12 protein-coding genes and 2 pseudogenes are annotated in these 15,585 nt (G+C 59.0%); 5 read left to right on the forward strand and 9 right to left on the reverse strand.

What is annotated here, in order from left to right:
- Positions 1-60 precede the first annotated feature (60 nt).
- The 7 genes and pseudogenes from L1Z78_RS10075 to L1Z78_RS10105 form a co-directional block, all read right to left on the reverse strand.
- Complete coding sequence (locus tag L1Z78_RS10075; RefSeq protein ID WP_234641357.1) at positions 61-474, reverse strand: ExbD/TolR family protein; 414 nt, start codon at positions 472-474, stop codon at positions 61-63.
- 2 nt (positions 475-476) lie between these two features.
- Positions 477-1,199: a MotA/TolQ/ExbB proton channel family protein gene (locus tag L1Z78_RS10080; RefSeq protein ID WP_234641358.1), complete on the reverse strand. Its 723-nt coding sequence runs from the start codon at positions 1,197-1,199 to the stop codon at positions 477-479.
- A 15-nt stretch (positions 1,200-1,214) separates the two neighbouring features.
- Positions 1,215-1,918, reverse strand: a pseudogene (locus tag L1Z78_RS10085) (energy transducer TonB).
- A 101-nt stretch (positions 1,919-2,019) separates the two neighbouring features.
- Complete coding sequence (locus L1Z78_RS10090) at positions 2,020-2,292, reverse strand: (2Fe-2S)-binding protein (RefSeq protein WP_234641359.1); 273 nt, start codon at positions 2,290-2,292, stop codon at positions 2,020-2,022.
- 100 nt (positions 2,293-2,392) lie between these two features.
- Positions 2,393-3,526: an alpha-hydroxy acid oxidase gene (locus tag L1Z78_RS10095; protein ID WP_234641360.1), complete on the reverse strand. Its 1,134-nt coding sequence runs from the start codon at positions 3,524-3,526 to the stop codon at positions 2,393-2,395.
- A gap of 112 nt (positions 3,527-3,638) precedes the next feature.
- Positions 3,639-3,938 carry an SWIB/MDM2 domain-containing protein gene (locus tag L1Z78_RS10100; RefSeq protein ID WP_234641361.1) on the reverse strand — a complete coding sequence of 100 codons (300 nt, stop codon included), beginning with the start codon at positions 3,936-3,938 and terminating at the stop codon, positions 3,639-3,641.
- A gap of 214 nt (positions 3,939-4,152) precedes the next feature.
- Positions 4,153-5,103, reverse strand: coding sequence for a DMT family transporter (locus L1Z78_RS10105; protein WP_267967004.1), 951 nt, complete (start codon positions 5,101-5,103; stop codon positions 4,153-4,155).
- A gap of 384 nt (positions 5,104-5,487) precedes the next feature.
- On the opposite strand from L1Z78_RS10105, the gene aceA reads away from it, so the two are divergent.
- Positions 5,488-6,819, forward strand: a complete 1,332-nt coding sequence (gene aceA / locus L1Z78_RS10110) for an isocitrate lyase (RefSeq protein WP_234641362.1) — start codon at positions 5,488-5,490, stop codon at positions 6,817-6,819.
- A 380-nt stretch (positions 6,820-7,199) separates the two neighbouring features.
- Here the strand turns inward: aceA and L1Z78_RS10115 are convergent, their stop codons facing one another.
- Positions 7,200-8,234: a TauD/TfdA family dioxygenase gene (locus L1Z78_RS10115; RefSeq protein WP_234641363.1), complete on the reverse strand. Its 1,035-nt coding sequence runs from the start codon at positions 8,232-8,234 to the stop codon at positions 7,200-7,202.
- Positions 8,235-8,324: 90 nt separating this feature from the next.
- Between L1Z78_RS10115 and L1Z78_RS10120 the strand changes: the two genes are divergently transcribed.
- Both L1Z78_RS10120 and L1Z78_RS10125 read left to right on the forward strand, forming a co-directional pair.
- Positions 8,325-9,347, forward strand: coding sequence for a hypothetical protein (locus tag L1Z78_RS10120; RefSeq protein ID WP_234641364.1), 1,023 nt, complete (start codon positions 8,325-8,327; stop codon positions 9,345-9,347).
- 5 nt (positions 9,348-9,352) lie between these two features.
- Positions 9,353-12,685, forward strand: a complete 3,333-nt coding sequence (locus L1Z78_RS10125; protein ID WP_234641365.1) for a UvrD-helicase domain-containing protein — start codon at positions 9,353-9,355, stop codon at positions 12,683-12,685.
- A gap of 316 nt (positions 12,686-13,001) precedes the next feature.
- On the opposite strand, the gene L1Z78_RS28150 is transcribed toward L1Z78_RS10125, so the two are convergent.
- Positions 13,002-13,178 (reverse strand): hypothetical protein, encoded by a 177-nt coding sequence (locus L1Z78_RS28150; protein ID WP_418921689.1) that lies wholly within the window; start codon positions 13,176-13,178, stop codon positions 13,002-13,004.
- 66 nt (positions 13,179-13,244) lie between these two features.
- Between L1Z78_RS28150 and L1Z78_RS28155 the strand changes: the two genes are divergently transcribed.
- Positions 13,245-13,856 (forward strand): hypothetical protein, encoded by a 612-nt coding sequence (locus L1Z78_RS28155; RefSeq protein WP_418921690.1) that lies wholly within the window; start codon positions 13,245-13,247, stop codon positions 13,854-13,856.
- Between the two features lie 175 nt (positions 13,857-14,031).
- Positions 14,032-15,290 (forward strand): annotated as a pseudogene (locus L1Z78_RS10135) (IS3 family transposase).
- Positions 15,291-15,585 lie beyond the last annotated feature (295 nt).

A 15,585-nucleotide genomic window follows, 5' to 3' on the forward strand; every position in this document is an offset into this window, starting at 1 on the left:
TCCATGAGCGCGAAACGGCCCCGCAGGGCCGGTTCGCTGGCTGGCCGCAGGGCCCCGGGCCTACTTGGCCGGGTCGGTCACGAAGCCGATCTTGCGCACGCCTGCACGCTGGGCCGCAGCCATGGCCTGGGCCACGCGCTCATAGCGCACTTCCTTGTCACCCTGGATGTGCAGGTCGGGCTGAGGTTCCTTGGCGGCCTCGGTCTTGAGGTTTTCCTCGAACTGCGCATCGCTCACGGCCACGCCGTTCCAGTGGTACTGGCCGTCGGAGGACACGGCCAGGCGCACGGTGGCGGGCTTGACGTCCTCGGGCTGGTTGGTGGCACGCGGCAGGTCCACGTTCACCGAATGCTTCATCACCGGCACGGTGATGATGAAGATGATGAGCAGCACGAGCATGACGTCGACCAGCGGCGTCATGTTGATCTCGTTCATGACATCCTCGGCGTCATCGTCCATCGTTCCGAAAGCCATGCTCAGGCGCCTTTCTTCAGCGGCAGCACATTGCCGGATTCCTTGCCGTCGATGGACACGCGGGCGCCGGTCACGAAGTAGGCGTGCATGTCATGGGCGAAGCTGTTGAGGCTGTTGAGGATGGACTTGTTGCCGCGCACCAGGGCGTTGTAGCCGAGCACGGCTGGAATCGCCACTGCCAGGCCCAGCGCCGTCATGATCAGCGCCTCGCCGATGGGACCGGCCACCTTGTCGATGGAGGACTGTCCGGACAGGCCGATGGCCACCAGGGCGTGATAGATGCCCCAGACGGTGCCGAACAGGCCGATGAAGGGGGCGGTGGAGCCCACGGAAGCCAGGATGGCCAGGCCAGACTGCAGGCGTGCCGTGAACTCGCTGATGCCGTTGCGCATGCAGCGGGTCACCCAGTCGCTGATGTCCAGTGTGTCGTGCAGGTGGGCGCTGGTCTTGCGATGGTGGGCGGTGGCTTCACGGCCCTCCAGCACCAGGTAGCGGAAGGGGTTGGCCTTGTCGTCGCCCAGCTTCTCCAGGCCGCTGGCCAGGTCGGGGCTGTGCCAGAAGTCCTGGGCGTTGCGCGCGAACTTCTTGAACTTCACGATGTCCAGGGCCTTGACGATGATCACCAGCCAGGAAGCCACGGACATGGCCAGCAAGATGATGGCGACGGCCCGGGTGACGAAGTCCCCCTGCGTCCAGACGTGGGCAATGCCGAATTGGGAATCCATGGATACTCCTGAGAATCAATTGAGAGTGAATTTGACCGGAACGGTGACAGACATCGGGACGGGGACACCGTTGCTCTTGCCGGGAACGAATTTCCAGTTCTTGACGCCGTCGACGGCCTGCTGGTCCAGGCGCTCGTAGCCGCTGGATTTGCTGACCTCGATCTTCTGGGGCAGGCCATGCTCATCCACGAAGATGCGCAGCATCACGGTGCCCTGCTCTCCCATGCGTCTGCTGATGGCCGGGTAGCTGGGCGCAGGATTGTTCAGATAGGCCGCGTTGCTCGACGGCAATTCGATCTTGGGTGGAGCCGGTGGTGCGGGGGGCGCGGGAGGCGCGGGTGGTGCCGGGGGGGGGCAGGCGGAGCCGGTGGGGCTTCCACGACGGGTTTGGGCTCTTCTTCCAGTGTTCCTCGTGGCGCCGCCGGCGCCGGTTTGGGGTCGGCGATGGCCTTGGGCAAGGGCGGTGCCTTCTTCACGACCGGCTGGGGCTTGGGCGGTGGTGGAGGCGGCGGAGGCTTGGGGACTTCCGGCTCGGGTGCGGGTGGCGAAATGAATTCCGCGATCACCTGGACTGGCACGATGACCTCTTCAGGGGCTCGCTGCAGCAGGCCATGCTGCATCGCCCAGAGGGTTGCCGCATGCAAGGCCACGACCGAACCTGCAATGGCCATGTTGCGGCCAAGACCCCCCGAGGGGCCAAAACGTTCAGACTGGGACATAGAGACAGAAGGAGCGGCGGGCGGATGGATGCCATGTGCCGTCGCTCGAAGGACGGAGTATCAGCTGCGCAGGATCCACCAGGTGCATGTAACGACGAGGATCAGGCTGCCGACAAGTGCTGAGAGGAGGACCATGCTTTGCTCTCCAGGATGTTGTTGGCAAGCTGGACGGTCTGGGCCGCGGTCTCATTGTGTATGGCGGCCACAGGCTGGGTTGCGCAGCATTGCGCTACCACGTCCCGGGCACAGCTCTCGCACCGACCGCACTGCATGGCGATACCCAATTCGAATTGGATCTCGTCAAAGCTCATGCCCGCATGAGCGTGGCGTGCGATCTCACGGTCGGAAACCCGGCGGCAAACACAGACGATCATGGCTGCAGGCAGTAGTGGCTGGCTATTGATGGGATGAAAAATTATAAATGAGAATTCATCGCATTTGCAATGCTTGGTTGGCTGTAGGGCTGTAGCGACCTCAGGCCTGCCCGGGATCCAGCAGTGCGGGCGTGGCCTGATCCAGTGTGGCGCAGCCCGTGAGCGCCATGGCGATCTCCAGTTCGTCCCTCAGCAGCCGCAGCACATGGGCGACTCCCGCAGCCCCTGCGTTGGCCAGGCCCCAGAGTACGGGCCGGCCCACGAGCACGGCCGTCGCTCCCAGGGCAATGGCCTTGAGCACATCGGTGCCGCGCCGTATGCCGCCATCGGCCAGCAGGGGCAAGTCCAGTCCCGCCGCCCGCAACGCGCGGCTCACGTGGCCCAGCGCGATGGCCGTTGCTGGCGCTGTGTCCAGCGTGCGCCCGCCATGGTTGGAGACGATGAGACCGGCCACCCCCAACTGGGCGGCCTGGATGGCATCCGCGGGGTGCAGCACACCCTTGAGCACAATCGGCAGCCGCGTCTGCTGCTGCAGCCATGCGATGTCCTCCCAGGTGGGGGCCTGTTGCAGCAGCCCGTCGAAAAGTGCGCTCTGTCCTGGCGCCAGTTGCATGGCGGCGGGAGGCTCCAGCCCCCGCAGGTTCACAGCGGAAATGCCGGCAGGAAGGCGAAAGTTCGCTCGCCGTTCCCGGTCCCGGACGCCGCTGGTCGGAGCGTCCACGGTCAGCACCAGTGCCTCGTAGCCGGCGGCTTCGGCGCGATCCAGCAAATGCCGGGTGAATCCCCGGTCATGCTGCAGGTAGAGCTGAAACCACAGAGGTCCGCGACCGGGCGTGGATTGCGCGGCCCGTGCCACCGTCTCCAGCGGCAAGCTGGCCTGTGTGCTGAGCACCATGCCCGAGCCCAGCGCCGCCGCAGCGTAGGTGGTGGCCAGCTCCCCGTCGGCATGCGCCATGCGCTGCAGTGCCATGGGGGCGACAAGCAGCGGGCATGCCAGCTCTTGGCCCAGCAATCGCACCCGTGTGTGTCCGCCTGCCAGAGGTCTGAGCACGCGCGGCCACAGTGCCAGCGCATCCCAGGCAAGGCGATTGGCGGCCAGGCTGTGCTCGTCGGCCGCGCCGCCCGAGAAATAGGCCCAGGCGTTGTCATCGAGCCGCTGCCGCGCGTGCAGTTCGTGGTCGGCCAGGTTGACGATGCCGTCGGGAACGGCGTGAAGGGCAGGCACGTTGCTCATGGCATGCGAAGGTGGTCGGTGTGCGGCGTCGTCCGGGATGGTACGGGAGACGCGCAAAAAAAGAAAAGCCGGCCCGAGGGGCCGGCTTTCATCCGCGGGCGAAGCCCTGGAATTACTTGACGTGCTTGCCGATCAGGCCAGCCATCTCGAACATCGAGACCTGGGGCTTGCCGAACACTTCCTTGAGCTTCGCGTCGGCGTTGATCATGCGCTTGTTGGTGGCGTCCTGCAGCTTGTTGGCCTTGATGTAGACCCACAGCTTGCTGATGATCTCGGTGCGGGGCAGGGGAGTGGAACCCACCACGGCAGCCAGGGCGGGGCTGGGGGTGAGGGGTTTCATGAAGGCGGCGTTGGGTGTGCGCTTCTTTGCGGGAGCTGCCGGAGCAGCTGTTGCCTTCTTTGCAGTTGCCATGTTGCTTGTTCCTAATAGGGAGTGGATTCTGTACCAGCGAAGAACCGTCGCTATCCACTGGCAGGCTGATGCTAATGGGAAAAAAACGCTCTTCCAAGCTCGGTCGTCAAATTTTTGCCTCGATTTGTTGCTGTAGCGCTGTTTTTTGAGGAGTTTTTGCATTCCAGGGCGCTTTCCTGGGGCTGTGCTGCTGGTGGCTGCTGGCTTTGCAGGCCTATGGCGGGCTGGCCTTGCTGGTTGCGAGGGGAGGAGCCGGCTGCTTCCTGGTGGGCCAGGTGGCCACAAGAATGCCCAGCAGGGCAATCGCAAAGGCCAGCGCCTGCATGGAGGAGACCTGCTCGCCCAGGGCGCACATGCCGACAACGGCGGCACTGATCGGCAGCAAGACGGTGAACGTGCCGGCCTGAGAGGCCGGCACGCTGCGCAATCCCGTCATCCACAGCCAGACGGTCCAGACGCAGGCGGCCAGTGCATAGAACAGCAGCAGGCCCCAGGTGCCGGCGGTGACGGCCCCGAAGTCGAACCGCCATGCGAGATACAGCCCGAACGGGGTTGACAGTACGAATCCCCAGAGGTTGACGATGGAAGTGATGCGCTTGGGGCCCAGCGCTGTGGTGAGGCGCTTGCCGATGACGGCATAGAAAGCCTCGCAGAGCACGGCGCCGATGAGCAGGACCTGTCCCAGCCATGCCTGCGGCGATGTCGTGGTGGGCAAGGAACCGTCGGCTTCGGGTCGCGACAATGCATGGAGGCCGATGCCGGTCACGGCCAGCGCGATGGCCAGCCAGGTGCGCGCTGCCACGCGCTCGCGCAAGAACAGCCAGCTCATCAAGGCCACGGCCGCCGGTATCGCCGCCATGGTCACGCCGGCGGTGACGGCGCTGGTCAGGCTCACGCCGGTGACCATGCAGAGCGTGAAAAGAAAGTTGCCGAACAGCGACTCCAGAAACAGCAGTCCCTGTGTGCGCCGTGACAACGGTGCCTCGTCCGCAGGCTTGCGCAGCCAGCGCAGCATGGCGATGGCACCGATGCCAAAGCGCAGCCAAGCCAGCAGGAGCACGGGAAATATCGCTGCCAGGGGCTTGGACAGGGCGACATAGCTGCCCACCAGGGACATGCTCAGCGCCAGGCATGCGTAGGCTGAGGTGCGATGAGAGGCGTTCACGGCAAGGATGTGGTGCAGGGGGGGCGTGCCGCAGCAAGGCAGCCGCCCGATCGCGCGATGTTACCTGTGCGGTGTGCATTGACAGGCTGGAGCGCCCGTCACGCGCCTGCCGCACACAGGTGCCATGCTGGCAGGGTTTTCATTGCGTGGATTCTTGTTTTCGCATGATGAAAAATTGAAATGTTGCATTGCGCCAATTTTTCTCAATACGAGAAATTGCATTTCATATTGAGGAAATGAAAAATAACTCTTTGTTTTTAAAAGAAAAAAATTTAGTCTTGTATAAGATACAAGATGCTTTCCTTGTCTTCTATAAGACTTAAATTTGATCCCAAGGCCGACGCAAGAAAGCCGCTTGTTTCAACAACCTCCCAGGAGAGCAACATGCCCCAATCCCTGACCCAGCAACTGAGCCGTGAACAGCAGATTTCCGCCCTCGAGAAGGACTGGGCCCAGAACCCCCGCTGGAAGAGCGTCAAGCGCGGCTACAGCGCCGCCGACGTGGTGCGCCTGCGCGGCAGCCTGCAGCCCGAGTACACGCTGGCACAGCGCGGTGCGGAAGTGCTCTGGGACAAGATCAACGGCAGCGCCAGGAAGGGCTATGTGAACGCCTTCGGCGCCATCTCCGCCGGCCAGGCCATGCAGCAGGCCAAGGCCGGCCTGGAAGCGGTGTATCTGTCGGGCTGGCAGGTGGCCGCCGACGGCAACACCAGCGAAACCATGTATCCCGACCAGTCGCTGTACGCCTATGACTCGGTGCCCACCATGGTGCGCCGCATCAACAACACCTTCAAGCGTGCCGACGAGATCCAGTGGGGCCGCGGCATCAACCCCGGCGACAAGGAGTTCATCGACTACTTCCTGCCCATCGTGGCCGATGCGGAAGCCGGTTTCGGCGGCGTGCTCAATGCCTTCGAGCTGATGAAGAACATGATTGCCGCAGGCGCGGCCGGCGTGCACTTCGAAGACCAGCTGGCCGCCGTGAAGAAGTGTGGTCACATGGGTGGCAAGGTGCTGGTGCCCACGCAGGAAGCCGTCGAGAAGCTGATCGCCGCACGCTTTGCCGCCGACGTGCTGGGCGTGCCCACCATCGTGCTGGCCCGCACCGACGCTGAAGCCGCCAACCTGATCACCTCCGACCATGATGCGAACGACAAGCCGTTCCTGACCGGCGAGCGCACGCAGGAGGGCTTCTACCGTGTCAGGAACGGCCTGGAGCAGGCCATCAGCCGTGGCGTGGCCTATGCGCCCTACGCCGATCTGGTGTGGTGCGAGACCGGCGTGCCCGACATCGGCTTTGCCCGCGAGTTTGCCCAGGCCGTGCATGCCGCCTGCCCGGGCAAGCTGCTGAGCTACAACTGCTCGCCCTCGTTCAACTGGAAGAAGAACCTCAACGACAGCCAGATCGCTTCCTTCCAGGAAGACCTGTCGGCTCTCGGCTACAAGTTCCAGTTCATCACGCTGGCCGGCATTCACGTCAACTGGTTCAACACCTTCAAGTTTGCCCACGCCTACGCCAACGGCGAAGGCATGAAGCACTACGTGAACATGGTGCAGGAGCCCGAATTCGCAGCCCGCGAACAAGGCTACACCTTCGTGTCGCACCAGCAGGAAGTGGGTGCAGGCTACTTCGACGATGTGACCACGGTGATCCAGGGCGGCTCGTCCAGCGTCAAGGCACTGACCGGCTCCACGGAAGAGGAGCAATTCCACTGAAGCGCGGCTTTGGTGAGTGCAACTTCAGGTAGATAGGGGTGAGAAAGCGTCCGGGGCCTTGTGCTTCGGGCGCTTTTTCTTTGCTGGGTTGTGCAGATGGCTGCTGGTCGGGTTGGTCAAGACCGGCTGCATTCGGCCAGGAGCTGCCTTCGGAGGCGTTCCCACAGGCGGCGGCTTCATGCTGCCTGCGGTCACTCGGCGGAAATCCTGCCCGCTGCATTGAATCCCGAAAGCTGCCATTAAAGGTCACAGCCCCATCGCAGCTCGCGCGTCAAAACCTCGAAGCCCGCCGGTGAACTGCGTAGTCAAAATCTTCAAAACTCGTCCTGCGATCCAATGTCAAGGTTGCAGGAAGGTTGCTGGTTTTCCGTCAAGGCCTGTTACGGGTAGAGCACATGAGCTGGCCGGTCACCAAGATGCCGCCTACTGTCATCGAGCTGCGTAGTGTTCAGTGCATAGGTTCGCAACAACCATCGTGAGTGCCCGCCGATGTCAACACCCACTTCTGCTCGACCATGCAGGCACAGCCGATTGTTCACGAGCAGCACGTCTCCCGGCTCGATGGCCACAGGCTTTGCAATCTCGCCGCAAGCCTTTGTGAAATTCTCGGCGGCTACTTCTGCTGCCCCACCGGGTTCGGTTGGGGACACATTGGAGTGACTGAAACGAACCATTGTGCCGATGGCCGCGTCCTTGAGCACTGGTTCATCGATCGCGACGTGAACTTCCCCGAGGATGTCCTGCATCCCGTCTAGGAAGGTCGTCTGGGCTCCGATGGAAAACTGTCCTAGCTTCAACTCGTGCACATCCTCCGGCGACAGCTTCGCCAGGGCTTCGCCTAACACCATCACTGTAGTTGGTACCGCATTCGGATTCCGCAGGCCAACCAAAGTCACCAAGTCGGGGGACGGCGCGATTCGGGCGTTCGAGGCATCGCTGTCCCCATTGAACGGGAAGCTCACCGCATCGGTGTGCCCTCGAAGCCCACCCTGCGATTTGCGCGCAAACTTACCCTCGCCGGGAATCGCCGTCAGACTGACAAACAGCTCACCGCTGTTCTCGGAGCCGTAAGAGATGGTCTCTAAGCCAAGAAATGCATGAGCAGCGATAGCCGCAGCGCGGCCCATCTGCGTTCCACTAACGTCCGGAACAGGTGTAAACCAATCCGGAGTGTCGGGCAGTTCGCCAGGTTCAAAAACTCCGGCAAGAAGAACGAATGGGGCTGCAACGGCGTGCTGCCGCATGGCGGCTAGGTCCTCGCCTGCGCTCTCAAGCTTCTTCGCCACCGCACTGCCAAGGGTCATTCCGAGTTCGTCAGGAGAAGCCAGAGCAGTCGTTCGTTGGTCTAAGGTAGTCGCCTGCTTCCAGTCGTCGACAGCAGACCTGACGGCCACAGCCAGCTTTGACGCAGTCATAAATTCTCCATTGGTTGATACATTATTGATATACTTCTACACAGGCTTCAAGGGGGCACGCTCACGCCCCTGCTGCCATGGAGGGCGTTTATGCGAACCGTGCTGGACCAAGCAGACTTGGCTCAAGGGCAAATGCTCTTGTCTCGACTCCCGGACACATTTTCCAACATTCTTCGGACAGCCAAATTGCATCCGGAGCCCGAAGGTCGCGTTTCCGTTTCCTATGAAGTGGCCGGTGCTGGAAGGCGCATAGTTGCCGCGACATCCTCCAAAGAGGCCATCCGGCTAGTCCTTGAGGAGATCGCATCTTTGCTCACAGCTTCCGCAGCATCATTCGAGACCGTTCAAATGAGCTCAAGCGAGACTGAGTCAACATTGAGGAAAGAGTACTCCTCACCCGAACGAGCGTTGTCGAAAGCGAGGCAACAGACGCTTGGGGCCTCGTTGCCTTTGCGTTTGAAGGAGCATCTAGATTCGGTCGCTGCTGAAGAGGCGACGAGTTTTGCGGAGGTCTGCCGCCGATTTGTGATCTTCGGGTTTGAAGACCTCGTCGCACAGTCGCTTTATGCGAGCCCAACGTCGCTCTTCGAGTTGATTGGAAACGAGTTCCAGGAATGGGAAAGCTCGACATCCGAGCAGGTCATGGTTCGTTTGGATCCAGGGCACGCCGTTCGCCTTCGGTCCATTGCGAAGGAGTACCAGAAGTCGGTCTCCGAACTGACAGTTCTGTGCACCGCTCATGGCATTTCATTGCAGAGGACATTGGCGTCACTCGAGACTAAAGTTTCTAGTTGCAAGGGAGCTTCGATTCGAAAGCTAGTGGTGAAGCTTGGACTTCAGCCCGCAGCAACTCCGCTCGTTTCCAGCATCCTTGCAGGAAACGTGAAGGCTCCGAGAAAGTTGCTCGCACGACTTGCGTCGGCCTTCGAGGCTCCCGAATCGCTGCTGGTGACCTTGTTCAGGGGTAGTTTCGACCGGCGGCTAGTGCCTGCGTTCAAGGCGGAAGGGGTGAAGCCTCGGCTTTCGACGGCACCCACAACATGGACTTCCGCAGTGAAGTCATTAAGTCTCTCGGCCGACGACACCAAGGCGCTTCTTGATCTGGGAGTTTGAAACCTATGAACCCATTCCAGCGTGCTCGAAGTGAAGCGCATGCGACCCGGCTCCTGCTGGAGCCAGTGCTCGCGCATAGGCCAATTGCAGCAAAGGACCTTCTTCACAAGATCGAATCCGTCCTGAACATTGCGATTGAGCCAGTCCCGCCGTCCTATACCGACCTCGGCGGTGGGACCGCCGTACTACAGCGAGAGCAGATGTTCATCTATGTGAGCTCGGAAGTTGAGGAATGGGGCGCCGACTTTTGCGGCCTGGTTGCGCACGAGTTGGGCCACTACTTCCTGGATGCGACGAAGCCGGCGATCACAGTTGCACATCTAGAGACGCTGCTTGGCAGCGCGGGGAGTCCCGCAGTTCTCAAAGTTGAGGCTTATGGAGCGAGAGAGAGACAGGAGCTTCAGGCAAATGTGTTCGCCCGCGAGCTTTTGTTGCCGCGAGCTGTCGCTCGTCAACTTGCATCGGCTGGAAAGGGGCCTGCGGAGATCGCAACAGAACTGGGCATCCCGTTGGAGTTCGTTCGACAGCAGATGCTGGACGGGCTGCTCCTTCCCGAAGCTCCCGAGACAACGAGCGTCCTGAGTGCGCCGAGTCCTGACCAGTTCGCCGCAGCCAGCGCCCAGGAACGTGCCGCGAATGTGGTTGCAGGGCCGGGTACCGGTAAGACGACGACGCTCATCCATCGAGTCAAGTACCTAGTGGATGAGAAGCATGTACATCCGAGCAAGATTCTGGTTCTAACATTCACGAACAAGGCAGCGTTGGAACTGGTCGAGCGATTGCGCAGTGCCGGAATTCCTAACGCTTCCGACATATGGGCCGGCACTTTCCACTCCTTCGGACTGGAGTTTCTTCGGAAGTATCACCAACATTTCCAACTCGACTCGAACCTGCATGTCTCTGATCTGATGGGCTCGATGAGCAATCTGGTCAAGGCACTCCCTCGCGTCGAACTTCAGTACTTCCTACGTGTCGAAGACCCGTACGAATGGCTTGGCACCGTTGTTGACGGCATCACAAGGCTTAAGGAGGAACTGGTCTCCCCCGCCGCCTATAGGGGCTTTGTCGAGAGCGATGAAGTCGAAGACGCCGAGCTTCTGCAAAAGAGGTTCGACGTGGCCACGCTTTTCGAGCTGCATGAGACGCTGCTCAAGGAGCATCGCACCGTCGACTTCGTTGACCTCATCTCGAAGCCAGCGATTGCCCTAAAAGATGACAGGGCACCCTTCGTTGAGTTGGTCGACCGCTTCCAGTACGTTCTGGTCGATGAGTACCAGGACGTCACACAGGCCATGGTCGAGATGCTTCGCCAGCTGGCGTACAAGAAGCATATCTGGGTGGTCGGCGATGTTCGGCAAGCAATTCACCATTGGCGCGGCGCTTCGCTGAAAAGCCTCCAGAAGTTCGATGTCGAGTTCAAGGTGCACGCCGCTGGAACTTCAATCCAACGGTATCCCTTGACGTTCAATCGTCGGAGCTCGCAGGAGATCGTCGACCTCACGCAGCATGTTGGACGTAACCACGTTCTTGAGAGCTCGCTGAAACTCGATGAGGTCATCGCCACCAAGGGTTTATCGGGCTCAAAGCCGGTTGTTGTCACTTGCCGAGATGGCGATGCTCTCCTCGGCGCGATTGCTGAAGTCATTCGCGAACTGCAGGCCGGCGGGGTACCTTTCGGACGCCAGGCAGTGCTTTGCCGCAAGTCGAGCGACGTAGAGCGGTCCGCCGAGCTATTGGAGCAGGCAGGGCTTCCCATCATTTACATCGGTGACCTGACCGCACGAGCCGAGGTCAAGCGCATCCTCTGTCTCATCCAGCTCTTGGTTGAGCGTCGGCCAAAGGCGTTAGTCGGCCTAGCAGGGATTTCGTCCCTCAACATGTCGTTGGGAGACGTAGGCGTGCTGCTGAAGGCCTCAGAGAGCGATGTGGCCTTCCAGAGAGGTCGTTGGATTCATGCACCACCGCCAGGGCTTAGCGCTCACGGACTGGCGGTAACGGCCTCCATCCGAGAGCTCATCGGGCGTTTCCATCACGGCTCGAATCCATGGTCCTTCATCTGCCATCTATTGCTGGATAAGCGCTTCGGCCTACCGCCTGCCGCTGACAACAGCGTACGAGCTTGGGTGAGCCGTGTTGCGCTCTGGCAGTTCGCCTATAGCGTGCGTAACGGCGACGGTGAAATGAAAGAGGCGAGGCTGTCGCGGTATTTGCTGCGACAACGGCTGCGGCAGCGGATCGGCGATAGCCAAGGGCAGCGCGAGCTTCCGCCGGAGGCTGCTGTGCTCGACGGCGTGCGCGTGATGACTGTTCATGGCAGCAAAGGACTGGAGTTCGAGGCTGTTCACGTCGGCTACGTGAGCGCCGACAGCTACGGAAGCCGAGAGCCCAGTTGGCAGCCTGATGGAATTCTCGACATCGTGCCGCCTGAAGCACTGGGCAGCACGATGGAAGAATACAAGTTTGAGGAATCGGTAGAGCGAAACAACCTGCTTTATGTGGCTGTCTCAAGAGCGAAGCGGCACTTGTACCTTTATCAGGATGTCAAGTTCAGGAAATCGATCGCTCCGCAATTGGAGCGCCACCCCGGGAAGTACCTAGAAAGGCAATACAGCGGACCCTCGCTGACCGCGGTGAAGTCCTCTTCGACAGCAGCGTTTTCTTCACCTAAGGCGATTCCTTTCGAAGACTTCTACAGCTACGCAATGTGCTCGTTGCGCTACTGGTACAGATGCGTTCTGGAGATGCAGAGCGAATCCGACATTGACGTTTCGCTACGTGCCCGATGGGCGTTGATGGACGCGCTTAAGGCATTCTCAAGCGGCGCGTCGAGCTCGGCACAACTCGCGCTTGATGATGCCTGGGCCGTCCGAAAATTGCCCAGCGCTAAAGAAGACCCCTCGCTTTGGGCTGACGCGCTCTATGCGCTCGACAGGGGTACGAGGCAGGTGCAGGCCTTGAAGGGACGAGGAGGGAGGTTCGAAGAAACCACGGCAACTATAGCTGGATTAACGCTGCATATGCCATGGGGTTTTCGAATCGAGGGAGCCTACGGCGGTACCGAGTATGCAATTCTGCGCTTTTCTCGCCGTGGTGTAAGTGACTACAAGACCATCATGAATCCGGTGCTGCGCGGATTATGTTTTCCCGGTCCTACCACGATGTCACTGCACCACGTGCTGTCCGAGAAGATCGACAAGGTCGAAGGCTCGAAGGCTATAGAAATGACGAAGGCTTACAAAGCTGCTGAGCGTTTCTCCACGGGCGACAACACGCCTGCCGTCGGCCATCATTGCGGCCGCTGTGACTTCTCGACGATCTGCCCTTCAGCGCCGCTATAGTGCTCCGTTTTGCAAGGTTGGAAGCTCATCCTGCATCAGGTTGGTTGCGGCTGCTCGCCAAGGAAGCCGCAATATTTGATTAAAGGCACTGCATTAGCGGGATGCTTGTTGAAGTGTTATGCATACGCGAGTGAGTGCAGATACAATATACTATTGCACTAGAGGAGAAAACAGAACGATGAATAGAAAATATTTAACGGAATTTGCTCTCAACTATTGTAGCAGCAGTCATTACCTATTTCCAGTTTCCCATATAGGTAAAAAATTCAATGGCGACAAAGAATTGGAAAAAGACATAAACGAGTGTCACATTTATTTAATTACAGAAAGGCCGAGAATAAGTTTTGTTGAAGACAGTATTTTTTATGCAAATGGCAAGCTGACTGGGAAAGCCAGCTACAAAATTGAAGGTAAAGAGTGCATATTTGATTTTGAAATAGATTTCCCTTTGCACGATGGCGCCAACTCTGTAAGACTTGGAAAATATCCTCATCGTGAAATTGAGACTTTTAATACTCAGAATCCCGAGGAAACAATTAGAATATTTCCATCATTTCTATTGGCATCAAATTATACTCATCAAGATGTGAAAATATTTAAAAAATTAAATGTTCTTTACATTGGTCAAGCATACGCTAACGGGAATAGATCGGCTCTCCAGCGGCTTGAGAGCCACTCAACACTTCAAAAAATACTTGCTCAATTACCAGAAAAATATCCCGACTCTGAAATAATAATTGCTTTATTCAAATACAATATTGGAAACCCGATTGCACAAATTTCAATGTCGCCGCACTTCAAAAATGCAATTGGTGGAGAGGAGGATCTCGATCGATTTACAAAAATAACTCAAAAGCCTATATCGGAAAAGCAAGCGGTAACCATTATTGAGGCTGGATTAATTAGATATTTTCAACCAGAATACAACGAGATATTTAAAATAAAATTTCCAAGCACGAAACATAAGACGCTAAAAAGTTGTATGGATCTTGATTTTACTGCTTTATGTGTTGAAATAAATACAGAAGATTCTCATCACATGCTCGCTTCTAAGACAAGAAATCCCTCTCAACATCATATATCTCAGTTTGATTTGGTTAGTACTCAAAATCGAGCATCATTTTTTCAAGTTTTTCCAAATCAAGAATTAGATCCAAATATTATAGGTTGATATGAGGATTGATTTTCTAAAAACATATGGAGAGAATCATCCGGTATTTGACCGATTTTGCGGCCCCGTGGTTGACCTCTTGAAAGCTACTGGGTCTGGCGATGGCGTGAGATAGCCCCTGATTCCCCGACCCGTCCTATCGCTTATCTTTGGATATAGGAGCAGGACTGTGCATATGACTAGGCATACGGAGTCAATAGAGATAGTCGTGAAGGATCAGCGCCGCAGGCGCTGGTCCCTCGCAGAGAAGGCGGCATTGGTGCGCCGAACATACGAATCAGGCATGAGCGGGTCATTGGTTGCTCGGTAGGAAGGCGTTTCGGCTGGACTGCTGTTCCAGTGGCGCAAGTTCGAACGCCAGGGTGCTTTGACCGCCGTCTCCGCTGTCGAGGCCGTCGTGCCCGCATCCGAGCTGGCGGCTGCCCTCGCGGAAATCGACAAGCTGGAGCGCGTGCTTGGCAAGAAGACCTTGGAGAACGAAATCCTCAAGGAAGCCGTGGAGTACACCGGAGAAAAAAAGTGGATTGCGCGCTCGCCCTTGTTGCCCGGGGACGACCAGTGAAGACGGTCTGCCGGACGAAGGGGCTGGCGCGCTCGCATGTGCGCGACCTGCTTGGGCGCGGTGAAGGCTGGGCCGATGGCCGCAGCCATCGCACCTCCAGCGATGATGCCGGGCTGCTCGCCGAACTGCGCCAGGAAATTGCCGACTTGCCCAGCTATGGCTACCGACGTGCCTGTGCCTTGGTGAACCGCCAGCGTGCGGCACGGGGCGCCCCGAGGGTCAACGCCAAACGCGTCTATCGCGTCATGGCTCAAGCCGCTTGGCTGCTGCCCAAGGCGCCTCGCCGGCGCCAGTCTGCACGCACGCATGAGGGCCGTGTTGCGGTCTCGCGCAGCGACCTTCGATGGTGCTCCGATGGTCTGGAAATCAAGTGCGATTCGGGCCAGACCGTGACGGCAACCTTTGCCAAGGACTGCTGCGACCGTGAGGTGATGGCTTGGCGCGCGTGGGAGGGCAAAGGGCTGCCAGATGAGCCGGTGCGCGAGATGCTCATCGAGGCCGTCGAACGCCGCTTCGGCTCGGTCGAAGCGGTCCCGCAGGGCCAGGAGTTGGAGTTCCTCAGTGACAACGGCGGTGCCTATATCGCCGCTGAAACGAGGGCATTGGCACGCGCGCTGGGCTTGAAGCCCATCAATACGCCCGTCTGCAGCCCACAGAGCAACGGCATGGCCGAGAGCTTCGTCAACACCTTCAAGCGCGACTATGTGGCGCGCATGGACCTGCGTGACGCACAGACGGTACTGGCGCAACTGCCAGCGGCCTTCGAGCACTTCAACGAGGTGCATCCGCATTCCTCGCTGAAAATGCGGTCGCCTCGGGAGTTCAGGCGGCAACAGGCTGCAGGGGCTGACCAAGCGCTTTATTGCGAATAGGGCGGGGTCGGGAATAGGGGCGCAACATCACTCCTGAGCAACAGCTTCGTGCGATACAGCGGCTTCAGCGACCGCAAGCCGGCACTTATTACTCGCTTTTCGTTTGGGTAGCGACGGTGGCGGCAATCGCTGCAAAGCGGGCGCCGGCCGGCGACCTTTCGGACAGCTACCATGGGGCGCTACCAGCGGCGGTCGCGGACCGGCCAGGAGCAGACGGTGGCTGCGAGAAAAATCGGACGCTCAACGTTTGAAGTAAGGGGCCGCAGGAGTTGCGCAGCAGCGTAGGTCACTGCAA

The sequence above is a fragment of the Delftia tsuruhatensis genome (genome assembly GCF_903815225.1).
GTDB lineage: Bacteria > Pseudomonadota > Gammaproteobacteria > Burkholderiales > Burkholderiaceae_C > Comamonas > Comamonas tsuruhatensis_A.

What these genes read in the sequence shown, in the direction of transcription:
- L1Z78_RS10075 (WP_234641357.1), bottom strand. Translation starts at nt 474, where the DNA reads ATGGCTTTCGGAACGATGGACGATGACGCCGAGGATGTCATGAACGAG.
- L1Z78_RS10080 (WP_234641358.1), bottom strand. Translation starts at nt 1,199, where the DNA reads ATGGATTCCCAATTCGGCATTGCCCACGTCTGGACGCAGGGGGACTTC.
- L1Z78_RS10090 (WP_234641359.1), bottom strand. Translation starts at nt 2,292, where the DNA reads ATGATCGTCTGTGTTTGCCGCCGGGTTTCCGACCGTGAGATCGCACGC.
- L1Z78_RS10095 (WP_234641360.1), bottom strand. Translation starts at nt 3,526, where the DNA reads ATGAGCAACGTGCCTGCCCTTCACGCCGTTCCCGACGGCATCGTCAAC.
- L1Z78_RS10100 (WP_234641361.1), bottom strand. Translation starts at nt 3,938, where the DNA reads ATGGCAACTGCAAAGAAGGCAACAGCTGCTCCGGCAGCTCCCGCAAAG.
- aceA (WP_234641362.1), top strand. Translation starts at nt 5,488, where the DNA reads ATGCCCCAATCCCTGACCCAGCAACTGAGCCGTGAACAGCAGATTTCC.
- L1Z78_RS10115 (WP_234641363.1), bottom strand. Translation starts at nt 8,234, where the DNA reads ATGACTGCGTCAAAGCTGGCTGTGGCCGTCAGGTCTGCTGTCGACGAC.
- L1Z78_RS10120 (WP_234641364.1), top strand. Translation starts at nt 8,325, where the DNA reads ATGCGAACCGTGCTGGACCAAGCAGACTTGGCTCAAGGGCAAATGCTC.
- L1Z78_RS10125 (WP_234641365.1), top strand. Translation starts at nt 9,353, where the DNA reads ATGAACCCATTCCAGCGTGCTCGAAGTGAAGCGCATGCGACCCGGCTC.
- L1Z78_RS28150 (WP_418921689.1), bottom strand. Translation starts at nt 13,178, where the DNA reads ATGAGGATATTTTCCAAGTCTTACAGAGTTGGCGCCATCGTGCAAAGG.